The sequence below is a fragment of the Allobosea sp. genome (assembly GCF_051860145.1).
GTDB lineage: Bacteria > Pseudomonadota > Alphaproteobacteria > Rhizobiales > Beijerinckiaceae > Allobosea.
On record NZ_JBHYEM010000002.1, the window covers coordinates 433,622 to 448,960 of the forward strand.

Below are 15,339 nucleotides of genomic sequence, written 5' to 3' on the forward strand. Positions count from 1 at the left end.
GCGGCTTGTTCCGGCAACGTTATTTTGGCAAGACCCCTGCGAGTGCCCTGCGGCGATCCCGTCGCAGGGCAGAATTTCCTGCTCGCGTGACGAGGTCGCAGCCATGTCGGATCACAAGCCGCCTTGCATCGCCATCACCTACTGCACCCAGTGCAACTGGCTTCTGCGCTCGGCCTGGATGGCGCAGGAGCTGCTCTCGACCTTCGGCGCCGATCTCGGCGAGGTCGCGCTTCGCCCCGGCACGGGCGGCATCTTCCAGATCCATTATGACGGCGCCCTGATCTGGGACCGCAAGGACGAAGGCGGCTTTCCGGACGTGAAGGCGCTGAAGCAGCGCGTCAGGGACCGGCTCGATCCCAGCCGCGACCTCGGCCATCTCGACAAGAGCTACGCCTGAGCCGTCAGGCCGCCTGGGCCACGTCTCAGGATGTCTCGAAGCTGTGCCCGCCCTGGCGCGGGGTCTCGGCCCAGATCCGGTAGCGCGGCGAGGGCGTGACGCGGCCGCTCGCCATCAGGTCCGTCCAGACGCCGCAGGCGTCGAGGAAATGGTTCACCCCGACCGGCCACATGATCAGGCTCAGCGCCTCGACCAGCGCATCTTCCGCAACGCCGCGCCGGTAGATCGCCTCGATATGGGCAGCCAGCCCCCATGGCCGGCCGAGCGTCGCGTGCAGCGCCGCCATCGCCAGATGGCACAATCCGCCGGGCAATAGCTTCTCGTCCAGCAGCGCGTCGAAGGCCGCGCTGTAGGCTTCGTTGCCCGCGAGCTCCGGGAACGGCCCGCTCCAATGGGAATCCATGAAGGCATAGGCCTGCGAGCCCATGGCAAACGCAGAGAGACGCGTGATCTGCCGGGCCTGGGCCTGCGTTCCGCCGGCGGCGAAGAACAGCTCGACATGATGCGTGCCGATCGCTTCCTTCGCCGCGATCAGGACGGCGAGCCAGACGGTCTCGCGCTCGAAGGCGCTCAGATGCCGATCAGTCTGGGTCAGCGCCGCATACATGCGGAAATAGGCGTCCTGGAGATCCGGCGCGCCAAGCGCCATGGCGCCGTGATGCGGCAGCAGGAAGCCGCGCTTGCGGCGCAGCGCCTCGATGCGCTCGCGCAGGTCCCGGAGCTCGGCTTCGTCGTCGGAACGGATTTCGGTCATGCGGCGTCCTGATCCATCCTCGTCTCAGCCGCGCCAGCGCAGCAGCCAGCCTTCCACCCGCTTCAGGATGCTGTTGATCACCGCGCCAACGACCGCCAGCACCAGGATGCCGGCAAAGACCGAATTGGTGTCGAACAGGCCGGTCGCCTGGGCGATGATGAAGCCGATGCCGCGGTTCGACGACATGAACTCGCCGATCACCGTGCCGACCAGGGCGTAAGGCACCGAAACCTTGAGGCCGGTGATCACCCAGGCCGTGGCGGAGGGGATGATCACGGTCCGCATCACCGCCCATTGCGACGCGCCCATGATCTGCGTGGCATGGATATAGAGCGGATTGACCTCGCGCACCCCCGAATAGGTGTTGAGGAAGACCACGAAGAAGACGATCGAGGCCGAGACGGCGATCTTCGATTCGATGCCGATCCCGAACCAGATGATGAAGAGCGGCGCCAGAGCCAGCTTCGGGATGCTGTAGAGCGCCGTGATATAGGGATCCATGACCTCGGCGAGGAAAGCGAATTTGCCGAACAGCAGGCCGAGCGCGAAGCCGATCGCCGAGCCTATGACGAAGCCGATGGCGGTGGCGTAGAGCGTGATCGAGAGATGGTGGAAGAGCTCGCCGTTCAGCAGCCAGGTATAGAGCTTGCCGAACACCAGCGATGGCGACGAGACGAAGAACGGGTCGATCAGCCGCCCCGAGGCCCATTGCCAGAAGGCCAGGAAGACGACGCCGAAGGCCACCTGCGAGACGATCACCATGACCTTGCGCCGGCGCAGCCCCGTCTCGAAATCCCTGACCGCCTGCGAAGCCGGCGCCCGTCCGCCCATCACGGCGCTTTCATCGATTTGCATGGTCATCCCCGATCACAGGTCTTCGCCCTTGGCGATCTCGGGGGAGAGTTCGCGCCAGAGATTGTCATAGGCCGCCTCGAAAGCCGGCAGGAAGCGAACCTTGAAGACGTCCCTGGGATAGGGAATCGGGATGTCCTCGACATATTTGATCCGGCCGGGGCGGCCGGAGAAGACGATCACCCGCGAGGCGAGCGCGATCGCCTCGGCCAGGTCGTGCGTGACGAAGACGATGGTCTTCTTCTGCTCCTGCCAGATGCGCAGCAATTGCTGCTGCATGACGAGCTTGAGCTGCGCATCGAGAGCCCCGAAGGGCTCGTCCATCAGGAGCGTTTCGGGCCCGTAGGCGAGCATCTGCGCCAGCGCAACGCGCTTGCGCATGCCACCCGACAACTCCTTCGGAAAGGCCTTGCCGAAGCCTTTCAGGTCGACGAGCTCGAGCATCTCCTCGACGCGCTTGCGCCGCTCGGCCATCGCGACGCCGCGATATTCGAGCGGCAGCCCGATATTCTGCTCGACGGTGCGCCAGGGCAGGACGCTGTCGGCTTGGGTCAGGTAGCCGACATTGCGGTTGATGGCGGTGACGCGCTGCCCGTTATGCACGATCGCGCCCGAGGTCATCGGAATGATGCCCGCGATCATGTTGAGCAGCGTCGATTTTCCGCAGCCGGACGGGCCGACGAAGGCGACGAACTCGCCCTCCTCGATGGTGAGCGAGACGCGATCGAGCGCGACGACCTCGCGGCCGCGCCCGATATAGCGCTTGTCGACGCCCTCGACGCTGATGGCGGCAGCGACCATCACAGCCCCTTCAGCGCCGCTTCGGCCAGCGAAGGGTCGACGACGTTTTCGAAGGTGAGCGAGGTGGGCAGCGCCTCGGCGCCCATCTTGCTGTTCACCGTGTTGATGAACTGGATATTGCGGTCGAACAGCTCCCGCTTCGGCGTCGGGTCGCCGAAATAGATCGCGCCGTTATTGGCGAAGGCGGTCTCGAAGATCGCCGGGTCGAGGCCTTCGAACCAGACCTTGGCCCAGGCCTTGAACTTCTCCGGCTCCTTGTTGATCGAGCGCAGCGAGAGGGCGATGCCGCGGCAATAGCGCACGAGCGCGTCGCGCTTGCTGGCGATCGTGGCCTCGCCCGCCGAGGCGACGATGTACTGGACCTCGGCCATGGCCGGCGGCGGGTTGAGCGCCATTTGGAACAGATAGTCGCAGTTCTGGCGCTGCACCGCCATGTCGGCCGTCGGAGAGGACAGGCAGAACCCCTCGATGACGTTCTTCTCGAGGGCGGCGAGAACGCCCGGGCCGCCACCCTGGATCGGCACGAGCTGGAAATCGCGGTTGGGATCGAGGCCGCCGAGCGAGGCGAGATAGCGGAACAGCGCGTCGGGCGCGGCGCCGGGGCCGGTCGTGCCCAGCTTCAGGCCCTTGAGCGCGGCGATCTTCTTCTCGATCGGCGACTTCTCGTCGACGCCGAGCTTGGTGAGAATGTCCTTCTTCAGCAGGACATGGCTGGCATAGCGGTTCACCGTCGCCACGATCACGCGGATCTGCAGGTTCTGGCCGCGCGCGCGCAGCGCCTCGCCCGGATCACCCAGCACGATGTCGACCCCGCCGCCTTGGAGCGCAGCGATATTGGTGCCGCGGTTCGAGGCGTTCGAGTTCACCTTGACGCCGGCCTCCGTGAAGAAGCCGCCCGCCGTGGCGTAGTCCTCGGCCGCCCAGAGCCAGGACTTCGATGTCGAGCGCAAGGTCGTCAGCTCCGGCACCGCGCTCTGCGCATGGACGAGATTCGGCGTGAAGGTCGCTGCCGTCAGGGCCCCGGCGGCCTTGAGGGCGCTACGACGAGAAATGCTCCGTTCCATTGTCTGATCCCCTTTTCTTTTCGAGTCGTGGCAAGAAATGTCTTGGCGAGAACTATGGCTGCGCCGCCTCCACCACCTCGGCCGCGGCCGCGATGATTAGCGCGTGGTCGTCCTCATGCGGCAGGCCCGAGATCGCGACTGCGCCGACGACCTGGCCATGGGCCAGGAGCGGCACGCCGCCGCCCATGTCGATCACCTCCGCCGGATCGGCCCAGCTCACATCGGCCAAGGTGCGCCCGGTGCCGCGCAGATGGTGGAACCACCACAGCGAGCTGTGCCCGCAATTGAACACGGTGTTGAGCTTGCGATCGAGGAAGCGCTCATTGTCGCCATTCGTGCCGTCCTGCGCCAGCATCGCGACGGTCCGCCGCCCCAACACGATCTTGACGCAGATCGGAGCCGGCGCACGCTTCAGCAGCACCAGCGCGAGATCGTGCAGGGTCCGGCCGTCGAGCGGCAGCCTGGCGAGCAACCGCTCGTCGTTTTCGATCAGGGCCTTGGCGCTGATGTGGTGAGCCGTCATCCCGGTTCCTAAGCTGCGAGCACGATCCCGCCAGTGACGTTCAGGATGGTCCCGGTCATGTAGGCCGCATCGGGCCCGCACAGGAACCGCACCGGCCCGGCGACGTCATGCGCGGTTCCGATCCGGCGCAACGGGATGGCGCCGAGATCGGGCTTGGAGAACGAGGAGGTCATTTCTGTCGCGATGACGCCCGGCGCCACGGCGTTGCAGAGAATGCCATGGGGCCCGCCATTGCGGGCGATATGGCGGGTCATCGCCGCGACCGCGCCCTTGGATGCGGAATATTCCGTGCCGACGATGACGCCACCCTGATAGAAGGCCATCGAGCTCACCAGCACGATGCGCCCATAGTTCCGCGAGACCATGTGGTCCCAGGCGGCGGCGATGCAGCTCTGCACCCCGTTGATATTGACGTCGATGACCCGGTCCCACTGGGCCCAGTCGCCGGCGACCTCGCCGGGCGGGCAGATGCCAGCATTGCAGACCAGGATATCGAGGCGCCCCTGCGCTTCGACGATCGAGCGCACCGCCGTTGCGCAGCCTTCGCGGTCGGTGACGTCGAGGGCGAGCCCATGCGCCGCGCCGCCGACTTTCGCGATCTCTGAAACCACCTCGTCCGTCGGCAGCAGGTCGGCGGCGTAGACGGTGGCGCCGGACTCGGCCAGCGCAAGCGCGATGGCGGCGCCGATGCCTCTCGCTCCGCCGGTCACGAGGGCGACCTGCCCCGTCAGATCCTGCGCAGCGGTGCCCGCTCGCATCCGTCACTCCCCGTCCGCTCAGGTGTCACGACCGGCGCTTCTGCGCCGCTTCCCCTAGTGTTCCTCTTGTTATAAACAAATAACAAGATGAGTGTCAAAGGCGGGCTGGGAGGCGCGGGCTTGGAATACGAGTTCATCATCGTGGGCGCGGGTTCGGCCGGCTGTGTGCTGGCCAATCGCCTTTCGGCCGCCGGCCGCCGCGTCCTGCTGCTCGAGGCCGGCGGGCGTGACTGGAATCCGCTCTTCCGCGTCCCGCTGATGACCGGCGTCCTGCTGCGGAACCGCTATGCGAACTGGTTCTACAAGACCGAGCCCGAGCCCAACCTCGCCAATCGCAGCCTGTTCTGGCCACGCGGCAAGGTGCTTGGCGGCTCGTCCGCCATCAACGGCATGGTCTATACCCGCGGCACCAGGCTCGACTACGACACATGGGCGCAGGCCGGCCTGCCGGACTGGTCGTTCGACAAGGTCCTGCCGGCCTTCAAGCGCTCGGAATCCTATCAGGGCGGCGCCAGCGAATTCCATGGCGGCGACGGTCCCTTGCCGATCTCGCGGCCGAACACGCCCAATCCGTTGTTCGATACGTTCGTCGCCGCCGGCCAGGAAGCCGGACTGCCATTCAACCCCGATTTCAACGGCCCCCGCCAGGAAGGTGTCGGCCGCTATGACTTCACCACCCGCAACGGCGAGCGCTGGAGCGCGGCGCGCGCCTTTCTCGACCCCGCGCGGGCGCGGCCGAACCTGACGATCCAGCCGCGCGCGCATGTGCTGCGCGTCGTCGTCGAGGGCGGCCGCGCAGTCGGGGTCGAGGCGCTGGTCGGGCGCGAGCGCCGCATCTACCGCGCCACATGCGAGGTCATCCTCTCCAGCGGCGCGGTCAATTCCCCCGTCACGCTGATGCATTCCGGCATCGGCGATCCCGACCTCCTTACGCGCCACGGCATCCCGGTGCTGCATGAGCTCAAGGGCGTCGGCCGCAACCTGCAGGACCATTTGCTCGCCCGCGTCGAGCATGCCTGTCTCGCGCCGGTCACGCTTTACGGCACGCTGCGCGGCGACAAGGCGGCGCTGGCGCTGCTTCAGGCCCTGTTCTTCAAGACCGGCCCGGCCTCGTCCTTTCCGCTCGAGGCCGGCGCATTCCTGAAATCGGACCCGGCGCTCGACGAGCCCGACCTGCAATCGCATTTCCTGCCCGGCCTCTCGACGGCGGCGCTGCGACTGCCCTTCATCAAGCGCGCCACCACCGCTCATGACGGCCACGGCTTCTTCGCCAATGTCTACCAGCTGCGGCCGCACAGCACCGGCGAGATCTCGATCCGCTCGAACGACCCGCTCGCCGCGCCGGTCATCCGGCCGAACTACCTGTCCGACCCCACCGATTTGCGTGTCCTGCGCGAGGGCGTGAAGGCGCTGCGCCGCATCTTCGCGCAACCGGCCTTCGACGCCTATCGCGGCCCCGAACTGTCACCCGGCCCCTCGGTGAACAGCGACGCCGAGATCGAGGCCTGGCTGCGGACGGTTGCCGACACGGTCTTCCACCCGGTCGGGAGCTGCAGGATGGGCGAGGACGAGATGGCGGTCGTCGATCAGCATCTGCGCGTTCGCGGCATGACCGGCCTCAGGGTCGTCGACGCCTCGATCATGCCGCGCATGCCCAGTTCCAACACCCACGCGCCGACGATGATGATCGCCGAGCGCGCGGCCGACTTCATCCTCGGTACGTCGTGAGGGCGCCCCTCTCAGCGCTTCTGCGCGGCGGCCGCCTCGTCGAAGCCGCCCTGCCCCGACATCGCCGCCCAGGTCCGGAACGGCTCGGAGGCCTCGACCTTGCCGGCCGCAATCAGCTCCCGCCAGACCCGCGCCGCCTCGACGAAATGCGGCACGCTGCCGGGGAACATCGCCAGCGACAGCGCCTCGGCGAGGTCGAGCTCGGCGGCGCCGTCCTCATAGGCGGCGACGATCTGCAGCGCGAGCGCATCCCAGTTCGCCTTGCAGGCATGGGTCGCCGCAGCCGCCATGTGCACGAGGCGCATCGGCACGTCCTGCGCGACCAGCCGCAAGGCCGCGAGATAGCTCGCCTTCGGCTGGCAGGCCGGCAGATGCGGCAGCCAGTGCCTGTCGACGAAGCGATAGGCCTCGAAGCCGAGCGCCAGCGCGGTCAGCGTCAGGATCACCTCGACCTCGGCATCGCTTCCGCCGGCCGCCCTGAACTTGGCGATATGATGCGTCGCGATCGCTTCGTCGGTGGCGATCAGGATGGCGAGCCAGACGAATTCGCGGTCGTGATGGCTCAGCGTCCGGTCGGTCAGCGCGATCGCGGTATAGGCCGCGTCATAGGCGTCGAGCAGGGCCGGCGCGCTGATCGCCATCAGGCCATGATGCGGCAAGAGATAGCCGCGCTTGGCGCGGACGGCGGACAGGCGTTCGGACAAGGCGGCGCTGTCGGACATGGCAGTGCTGGCGGACATGGGCTGAACTCTCCTTCAGGCAGATCGAAAGGGGCAAGCGGATATGACAAGTAATACAAGTCTGGCCGGTCGTCGCCTGCTGATCTCGGGGGCAGGTTCGGGCATCGGGCGCGCCTTCCTGCAGATGGCGCTCAGCGACGGCGCGACCTGCGTCGCGCTGGTCCGCGACGAGGCGGAACGGGCGCGGCTGCTTGGCGACGGAACAGCGGCCGGGCTTTCTGCCGACGACGTGCTGGCCGCCGACCTGAGCGACACGGATCAGTCCGTCCGTGTCGCAGGTACGGCGATCGAGCGGCTTGGAGCGATCGACGGGTTCGTCTCCAGCGCCGGCATCTTCGAGCATCGGGCAGGCCTCGAAACCGAGGACGAGGACTGGCGGCGGACGCTCGACATCAATCTCACCGCCGGCTTCATCCTGGCGCGCGAATGCGGCCGGGCGATGCAGGGCGGCGGCGCCATCGTCTTCGTCTCGAGCCAGATCGGCATCATCGGCCATGCCAGGGCCGCGGCCTATGCCGCGTCGAAGGCCGGGCTGAACGGCCTCGCCAAGGCGCTGGCTCTCGAACTCGCGCCGCGCGCGATCCGCGTCAATGCCGTGGCGCCGGGCCCGATCGCGACGCCGATGACGCAGGTGGCACGCGAGGATCCGGGACGGTCGGAACGCATGCTCGCCTCGATCCCGCTCGGCCGCTTCGGCGAGCCGGGCGAGGTGGCGGCCGCGATCCGCTTCCTGATCTCGCCGGCCGCGTCCTTCATCACGGGCCAGATCCTGTGCGTCGACGGCGGCGTCACGGCCTCATGAGTGGCGCCTCCGATCTTGTCATGCTGACATGACAAGATCGGCGGGCAACCTTAGACTATCTGCCAGTTTGGCGTGCACACGGGCGCAGTAGAGATGCTGGGACAATCGGGAAACACGCTGATGGCGAGCCGACTCATCGACAACAGGCAGGAGATCGCAGCGCCCCTGCATCACCAGCTTTATGTCGTCCTGCGGCAGCAGATCATGGACGGGGATTTCAAGACCGGCGAGGCGATGCCCTCCGAGCACAAGCTCGAGGAGATCTTCAGCGTCTCGCGAATCACCGTCCGGCGCGCGCTCGACCGGCTCGCCTCGGAAGGCCTGATCGTGCGCCGCCACGGCAAGGGCACCTTCGCCCAGCCGGTGATCACGCCGCCGCCGATCCACACCAACCTGCGCGGCATGCTCGAGAACCTGCTGGCCATGGGCCTCAAGACCCAGGTCGAGCTGCTCGCCTTCGACTATGTTCCCGCCTCCGCCGACGTCGCCGCGCGGCTGGAGCTCGAGCCGGGCGTGACGGTGCAGCGCGTCGTGCGCGTGCGCAGCTACGAGGCGACGCCGTTCTCCTTCCTGACCACCCATGTGCCGGAAGCGATCGGCCGGACCTATGCCGAGGCCGACCTCCTCGAAAGACCGCTGCTCTCGCTCCTGGAGAAGGCCGGCGTCAGGGTCGCGGAGGCCGATCAGAACATCACCGCCAAGCTGGCCGACACCAACACCGCGCCGCGGCTCGGCGTCGAGTTCGGCGCGGCGCTGCTCTGCATCAAGCGCGTCGTGCGCGACCAGAACCAGCGCCCCGTCGAGTTCCTGGAGGCGCTCTACCGGCCGGACATCTACGAGTACCAGATGAAGATGACGCGCAACGGCAAGCGGCCGGGCTTCATCTGGTCCGACGAGATCGGCATCGCCCGCTGAGCCTGTGAGTGCGGCTCAATCGTCGCCAAGCACGGCGCCAGGATTGAGGATGCCGAGCGGGTCGAAAGCGTGCTTCACCGCGCGCATCAACTCCAGCGCCTCGGGCTGCGCGGCGCGGCGCAACGCGCCGACGAAGGAGCGGCCGATGCCGTGCTCCGCGGTGATGCTGCCGCCGAGGCGGGCGGCGATCTCGAAGACGGCCGCGTTCACCCGTTCGGCCGTCTCGGCATAAGACGCCGCATCCGGGAAGAAGGCCTTCGGAAACAGAAGGTTGGCGTGGATATTGCCGTCGCCGACATGGCCGACGAAGAGCGGGCGCGCGGCCGGAAACCGCGCCGCCGCGACAGCGCCCACGCCGGCGATGAAGGCGGGTACGTCAGCCGTCGCCACGCTCGTGTCATGCGGCACGCTCTGGCCGGCGAGCCGGTTCGCCTCGGCGACGGCGAAGCGCAGATGCCAGATCGCCTGGGCCTGAGCGCCGCTATGGGCGACGACCGCGTCCGAGAGCAGGTCCCGCTCCAGCGCCGTGGCAAGGCAGGCCGTCAACGTCGCTTCGATTGGCGCTTCTGGATCGCTGTCGGCAAGCTCGATGAAGACATACCAAGGATGGCGCCCGCCGAGCGGAAGGGCCGTGCCCGCGACCAGTTCGAGCGTCAGGCCCAGCTCGGTGTCGCACATCAGCTCGAAGCTCGAGATGCGCTCTCCGGCCACCTCCCGCAGCGCGGCCAGAAGCGCGATCGCCGCGTTCGGGCTGGCGAGGCCGCAGAGCGCGGTGGCGCTTGCCCGGGGCTGCGGAAACAGCCGGAAGGTCGCGGCCGTGATCACGGCGAGCGTGCCCTCCGAACCGATCAGCAGGTCGCGCAGCGCATAGCCGGCATTGTCCTTGCGCAGCGGCTTCGAGCCGTGGATCACGGCTCCGTCGGCGCGCACATAGTCGAGGCCGAGCACCAGATCGCGCACCGTGCCGTAGCGGATCACGTTGATGCCGCCGGCATTGGTGGCAACGATGCCGCCGACCTGGCAGGAGCCTTCGCTGCCCAGGCTGAGCGGAAACAGCCGGCCGGCCTCGGCGGCAGCCTGCTGGACATGCGCGAGGACGCAGCCCGCCTCGGCCGTCAATGTGTCGCCGGCCCTGTCGAGCGAGCGGATCCGGTTGAGCCGGCCGAGCGAGAGCACGACGGCATCGCCGCTCGCATCGGGCGTCGCGCCGCCCGACAAGCCGGTATTACCGCCCTGCGGCACGACCGGCGTCCGCGTCGCCGAGGCCCAGCGCAGGATCGCGGAAACGTCCTCGACGCTGCGGGGACGCAGCACGGCCTGCGCCTGTCCCTGGCGGCGCCCGCGCCAGTCCCTGAGGAACGGCGCCATGGCCTCGGGTTCGACGAGCACGCAGGAAGGATCGAGCGAGGCTTCGAGGGCGGCGAGCGCTGACATGGTTTCAGACCGTACCGGCATCGACGATGAAATTCTGCCCCGTGCACATGCGCGACACGTCGGAGGCGAGGAACAGCACCATGGCCGCGATATCCTCCGACATGATCTCGCCCTTGATCGCCTGCGCCTGCTGGGCGGCCGCCCATTTCTCCGGCGTGATCCACAGCCGGCGCTGGCGCTCGGTCACGACCCAGCCGGGCGTGACGCAATTGACGCGGATGCCCTCCGCCCCCAGCTCGCGTGCGAGCGAGCGCGTGAAGCCGAGCACCGCCGATTTCGCCGTGGCATAGGCGATCAGGCCGGGCGCTCCCTTCATCCAGGAGGTCGAGCTCAGGTTGATCAGCGAACCGCCGCCGAGCCCACGCATGTCCGGCGCCAGCGCCTGGGCGACGAACATCAGCGGGCGCAGGTTCACGGCGAAGCGATCGTCCCAATAGTCCGGCGTCACATCGTCGAAACCATGCCGCTCGTCATGGCCGGCATTGTTGACGCCGATCGCGAAAGGGCCGCAGACCGCACACGCCGCCGCGATCGCAGCCTGGGTCGCGGCGATGTCACGCAGGTCGACGGGATGGAAGGAGACCTCTGCGCCCTCCCCGATCAGCCGCGCCGCCAGCGCCTCGCCGCGCTCCCGGTCGAGATCGAGAAAGGCGACCTTCGCCTTCTGGCGGGCGAGGGCCTCGACGATCGCCTTGCCGATGCCGTCCGCTCCGCCGGTGACGAGCGCGGACCTGCCGGCGAGATCGGGATAGATCGCCTCTGGCCTCACGCGCCGAACTCCGAGACCGGAAGCCCCGGAACGTCGACGGGGAGCGTGAACAGGCCGCCGGAGAACGGCGCCTCGGCCAGCACCCGCGACGGCAGCCTGATCCGCGCCGAGGTGATGAACAGCGTCTTCAGGCCGTCGCCGCCAAAGGCGATGCTGGTCGGGCGCGGCACGGGAAGGCTGACCTCGCGCACCAGCCTGCCGTCCGGCGCGTAGCGATGCAGGCACCAGCCGTCCCAGACCGCGCACCAGACGAAACCCGCGCTGTCGACCGCGAGCCCGTCGGGCCGTCCGAGTGCCGGGTCGATCTCGGCAAAGACGCGGCGCCGGTCGAGAAGGCCCGAGCCCATGTCGAAATCATAGGCGTAGATCCGCCCGGGCGCGGAATCGGCGAAATAGAAGGTCCGCCCGTCCGGGCTCCAGTCGAGACCGTTGGCGACGGTCAGCCCGGTCTCGCGCCGCTGCCAGCTCAGATCGGGCGCGACGGCATAGAGCGAGCCGCTGGTCCGGCTGGCGTCGAGCCGCATCGTGCCGGCCCAGAGGCGCCCCTGCCGGTCGCATTTGCCGTCGTTGAAGCGGTTGTCGGGGATGTCGGCCTCCGGGTCGGCGAGCGGCTGCAAGGCACCGCTGGCGAAATCGAAGGCCTCCAGCCCGGCCTGCGTCAGCGCGACGAGCCCGCCGGTCCGGCGCGGCATCACGGCGCTGACGAGGCGGGGCAGGACAACCTCCTCGTTGCTGCGCGTCACCGGATCGAAGCGGTTCACCGACGGCGCGAGGATATCGACCCAGTAGAGCCGCTTTTCCCGCGCCGACCAGAACGGGCCCTCCGCCAGATGCGCGCCCCAGGGCAGCACGCATTCGACCTCAGGATCGACGGCGCGCCCGGAGCGGGTGCTGGGCGTGATGTTCATCGGCGTCGCTCCGACATTGCCGGAAATCTGGCGGGCGGCGGCCATGAGATCGCGCCCGGTGACATGCAGCCTGTCGCTGGTCAGCCGCGAGCTCGGCCCGAACACGCCGATCGCCGCGACGGCGCGGCCGGTATGGTCGAAGATCGGCGCGGCGACCGAGGAGACGCCCGCGACATGCTCCTCGAGCGAGACGGCGTAGCCGCGCGCCCGGGCGAGCGCGAGATCGGCGAGAAGCGCATCCTCCTGCGTGAACGTGCTGCCGGTGAAGCCGTCGAGCCCGATCCGGTCGAAGATCGCGCGCTGCTCGTGCGGTGGAGCGAAGGCGAGCAGGGTCTTGCCGCCGGCCGTGCAGTGCAACGGGGCACGCCGGCCGATCTCAATGCGGAAGCCGAAGGGACCGCCACGGCTGCGCTGGTCGATATAGAGCACCTCGTCATTGTCGATGGCGCAGAGCGCGGCGGTCTCGCGCGTCTCCTCGGCGAGGCGCTCGAGCACCGGGGCGGCGGCCCCGCGCAGATCGAAGGATTCCCAGACCCGGTGCGCCAGCTCGAACAGGCGGTGCCCGAGCCGGTAGGTGCTGTCGCTCTCCTCGTGCCGGATCAGGCGGAACAGCACCAGCGTGTTGAGCATGCGCGCCAGCGTGCCCTTGGGCAGGCCGGTCGCGGCCTGCAGATCCTTGAAGCGCGGCGGGCTCGCCGCCTCGCCGATCACGTCGAGCAGGTAGAGGCCCTTGGCGAGGGCCGCGGCGCCAGTGGGGACGTCGCGCTCGTCCGGGGTCAGGACGCGCGTTTCGCCCGCGCCTGCACCGCCTCGTCGATCATGCGGTCGAACGTCCATCGCGGCTCATATCCCAGTTCGCGCCGAATCTTGGCGTTGGACGTCTCGTAGAAGACGCCGCCGCCCGGCAGGTCGATGGTCTTCAGGGGAAGTTTCGTCAACTCGGCCATGCGTGGCAGCGCGGCGGCGAAATCGACGGGCTCGGTGGCGCCGAGATTGTAGCTCCGCCCGGCCGCCCCCTCATGGTCGAGCGCGAGCAGGATGCCCTCGACCATGTCGCGGGTGTCGGTGATGTGCATCCGGAAGGGCCGGCCCGCCTCGTTGCGCGACAGCACCAGCGCCTCGCCGCCATCATCGGCCTGCCTGAGCACCTCGACGGCGGCGGCGTTGCCGAAGCCTTCCTGCTGCCGGATCTTCGGGCGCAGGAAGAAGCGCGGGCCGGAGAAGAAGCTCGCCGGATCGAGCAGCTCGGCGGCGTCCTGCGTATGCGAGAAGCGCAGGATGGTCGCCGGCATGCCGGCGCTGCGCTCGAAGAAGCGGACGAGCTCCTCGCCCAGAAGCTTGGTCACGCCATAGGTCGAGCGCGGCTTCAGCGGATGGTCTTCGTCGAGCGGGAGGTAGTCGGGGACGTTCTCGGGATAGACCTCGCCCGACGAGGCGAAGACGAAGCGGCGCGGCTTCACCCGCGCCGCCTCCTCGAGCAGGACACGCGTGCCCTCGACATTGGCGCGGAAGAGCTTGTCGCCATCGGCCGGCAGCCAGGACATGAAGGCGCCGAGATGCAGGACGGCGCCGGCGTCCCGCACGGCCTCCGCCGCTGCCGCACGATCGTCGAACCCGCCGAGCACCTCGCGATAGGCCGGGTGCTCGATCCCGGACGCGCGCAGGTCGAAGCCGGTGACCTTTCGCCCTGATTCGAGCAGGCGGCGGGCGGTTTTCGAGCCGACGCGGCCGGCGCTGCCGGTGACGAGGATGGTGTCAGCGCTCACCGGATCGCCTCCTGCGTGACGGCGTCGAAGACATGCAGCCTGGCCGGATCGAAGGAGAGCGTCAGCCGCTCGCCGGGCGGCCGCCCGTCGGGATTGATCAGCCGCGCGATCAGCGAATGCCTGCGCCCGTCATCATCGCCGGCATTCTGCGTCTCGACCCGGTTCTCGGGCGGCAGGTCGACATAGACATATTGCTCGCTGCCGAGGCTCTCGACGAGGCGCGGCTGGACCTCGAAGGACACCGCACCCGGGCCCGAGGCAATGTGCTCCGGCCGCAGGCCGACCACGACATCCTTGCCGGCAAGCGCGGACGCGTTCACCGGCAGCCTGACATCCTGGCCGAAAAGGCGGACCTGCGCGCCAGCGGCCGACTGCGCCACCGGCGATTGCAGGAAGTTCATTCCCGGCGAGCCGATGAAGCCGGCGACGAAGAGATTGGCCGGCTCGCGGAACATCGTGTCGGGATGGGCGATCTGCTGGATCTCGCCATCCTTCATGATGACGATGCGGTCGGCCATCGTCATCGCCTCGGTCTGGTCATGCGTGACATAGATCGTGGTGACGCCGAGGCGCTTGTGCAGGGCGCTGATCTCGGCGCGGGTATGGACGCGCAGCTTGGCGTCGAGATTGGAGAGCGGCTCGTCCATCAGGAAGGCCTGCGGCTCGCGCACGATCGCCCGGCCGAGCGCGACGCGCTGGCGCTGGCCGCCCGACAGCGCGCGCGGGCGCCGGTCGAGCAAATGGTCGATGCCGAGGATCTTCGCGGCTTCCGTGACGCGCTTGTCGATCTCGGCCGCGTCGGTGCCGCGCATCTTCAGGCCGAAGCCCATGTTCCTGGCGACCGTGAGATGCGGATAGAGCGCGTAGTTCTGGAAGACCATGGCGATGTCGCGGTCGCCCGGCGCAAGGTCGGTGACGTCGCGCGCGCCGATCGTGACCTTGCCGGAGGAGGCTTCCTCGAGCCCGGCCAGGATCTTCAGCATGGTCGACTTGCCGCAGCCGGACGGGCCGACCAGCACGACGAACTCGCCGTCGGCGATGTCGAGGGAAAAGTCCTTGAGGACGGTGAGCCCGCCATAGGATTTGGTGACGTGCTCGATGCGGATTCCGGCCATGCGTGGGTCCTGT

At 68.3% G+C, this 15,339-nt stretch carries 16 protein-coding genes; 4 read left to right on the forward strand and 12 right to left on the reverse strand.

Annotation, left to right across the window (positions count from 1 at the left end):
• The first annotated feature begins 103 nt into the window (after positions 1–103).
• Positions 104–397, forward strand: coding sequence for an Rdx family protein (locus ACTIF2_RS05345; RefSeq protein ID WP_439496002.1), 294 nt, complete (start codon positions 104–106; stop codon positions 395–397).
• A gap of 25 nt (positions 398–422) precedes the next feature.
• Here the strand turns inward: ACTIF2_RS05345 and ACTIF2_RS05350 are convergent, their stop codons facing one another.
• From ACTIF2_RS05350 to ACTIF2_RS05375, 6 genes are read right to left on the reverse strand one after another with little or no spacing between them, the layout of a single operon-like run.
• Complete coding sequence (locus ACTIF2_RS05350) at positions 423–1,151, reverse strand: carboxymuconolactone decarboxylase family protein (protein WP_439496003.1); 729 nt, start codon at positions 1,149–1,151, stop codon at positions 423–425.
• Between the two features lie 24 nt (positions 1,152–1,175).
• Entirely contained in the window at positions 1,176–2,006 is an 831-nt protein-coding gene (locus ACTIF2_RS05355) for an ABC transporter permease (protein ID WP_439496004.1), read from the reverse strand.
• Positions 2,007–2,018: 12 nt separating this feature from the next.
• Positions 2,019–2,804, reverse strand: a complete 786-nt coding sequence (locus ACTIF2_RS05360) for an ABC transporter ATP-binding protein (protein WP_439496005.1) — start codon at positions 2,802–2,804, stop codon at positions 2,019–2,021.
• Positions 2,804–3,868 (reverse strand): ABC transporter substrate-binding protein, encoded by a 1,065-nt coding sequence (locus tag ACTIF2_RS05365; protein WP_439496006.1) that lies wholly within the window; start codon positions 3,866–3,868, stop codon positions 2,804–2,806. The genes ACTIF2_RS05360 and ACTIF2_RS05365 overlap by 1 nt, the downstream gene beginning before the upstream one ends.
• 52 nt (positions 3,869–3,920) lie before the next feature.
• Positions 3,921–4,391, reverse strand: a complete 471-nt coding sequence (locus ACTIF2_RS05370) for a heme-binding protein (RefSeq protein WP_439496007.1) — start codon at positions 4,389–4,391, stop codon at positions 3,921–3,923.
• A gap of 8 nt (positions 4,392–4,399) precedes the next feature.
• Positions 4,400–5,149 carry an SDR family NAD(P)-dependent oxidoreductase gene (locus tag ACTIF2_RS05375; protein ID WP_439496008.1) on the reverse strand — a complete coding sequence of 250 codons (750 nt, stop codon included), beginning with the start codon at positions 5,147–5,149 and terminating at the stop codon, positions 4,400–4,402.
• 87 nt (positions 5,150–5,236) lie between these two features.
• On the opposite strand from ACTIF2_RS05375, the gene ACTIF2_RS05380 reads away from it, so the two are divergent.
• Positions 5,237–6,877 carry a GMC family oxidoreductase gene (locus ACTIF2_RS05380; RefSeq protein ID WP_439496009.1) on the forward strand — a complete coding sequence of 547 codons (1,641 nt, stop codon included), beginning with the start codon at positions 5,237–5,239 and terminating at the stop codon, positions 6,875–6,877.
• Positions 6,878–6,888: 11 nt separating this feature from the next.
• Here the strand turns inward: ACTIF2_RS05380 and ACTIF2_RS05385 are convergent, their stop codons facing one another.
• Positions 6,889–7,617, reverse strand: a complete 729-nt coding sequence (locus ACTIF2_RS05385; protein WP_439496010.1) for a carboxymuconolactone decarboxylase family protein — start codon at positions 7,615–7,617, stop codon at positions 6,889–6,891.
• A gap of 43 nt (positions 7,618–7,660) precedes the next feature.
• On the opposite strand from ACTIF2_RS05385, the gene ACTIF2_RS05390 reads away from it, so the two are divergent.
• Both ACTIF2_RS05390 and ACTIF2_RS05395 read left to right on the forward strand, forming a co-directional pair.
• Complete coding sequence (locus tag ACTIF2_RS05390; protein ID WP_439496011.1) at positions 7,661–8,419, forward strand: SDR family NAD(P)-dependent oxidoreductase; 759 nt, start codon at positions 7,661–7,663, stop codon at positions 8,417–8,419.
• A 120-nt stretch (positions 8,420–8,539) separates the two neighbouring features.
• Complete coding sequence (locus ACTIF2_RS05395) at positions 8,540–9,334, forward strand: GntR family transcriptional regulator (RefSeq protein ID WP_439496012.1); 795 nt, start codon at positions 8,540–8,542, stop codon at positions 9,332–9,334.
• Positions 9,335–9,349: 15 nt separating this feature from the next.
• On the opposite strand, the gene ACTIF2_RS05400 is transcribed toward ACTIF2_RS05395, so the two are convergent.
• From ACTIF2_RS05400 to ACTIF2_RS05420, 5 genes are read right to left on the reverse strand one after another with little or no spacing between them, the layout of a single operon-like run.
• Positions 9,350–10,768, reverse strand: coding sequence for an FAD-binding oxidoreductase (locus ACTIF2_RS05400; RefSeq protein ID WP_439496013.1), 1,419 nt, complete (start codon positions 10,766–10,768; stop codon positions 9,350–9,352).
• A 4-nt stretch (positions 10,769–10,772) separates the two neighbouring features.
• Positions 10,773–11,537 (reverse strand): SDR family NAD(P)-dependent oxidoreductase, encoded by a 765-nt coding sequence (locus ACTIF2_RS05405; protein ID WP_439496014.1) that lies wholly within the window; start codon positions 11,535–11,537, stop codon positions 10,773–10,775.
• A complete protein-coding gene (locus ACTIF2_RS05410; RefSeq protein ID WP_439496015.1) occupies positions 11,534–13,282 on the reverse strand; it encodes an SMP-30/gluconolactonase/LRE family protein in 1,749 nt (582 codons plus the stop codon). The genes ACTIF2_RS05405 and ACTIF2_RS05410 overlap by 4 nt, the downstream gene beginning before the upstream one ends.
• Positions 13,222–14,211: an NAD-dependent epimerase/dehydratase family protein gene (locus ACTIF2_RS05415; protein ID WP_439496016.1), complete on the reverse strand. Its 990-nt coding sequence runs from the start codon at positions 14,209–14,211 to the stop codon at positions 13,222–13,224. Before ACTIF2_RS05415 ends, ACTIF2_RS05410 begins: the two co-directional genes overlap by 61 nt.
• Positions 14,208–15,326, reverse strand: coding sequence for an ABC transporter ATP-binding protein (locus ACTIF2_RS05420; RefSeq protein ID WP_439496017.1), 1,119 nt, complete (start codon positions 15,324–15,326; stop codon positions 14,208–14,210). The genes ACTIF2_RS05415 and ACTIF2_RS05420 overlap by 4 nt, the downstream gene beginning before the upstream one ends.
• Positions 15,327–15,339 lie beyond the last annotated feature (13 nt).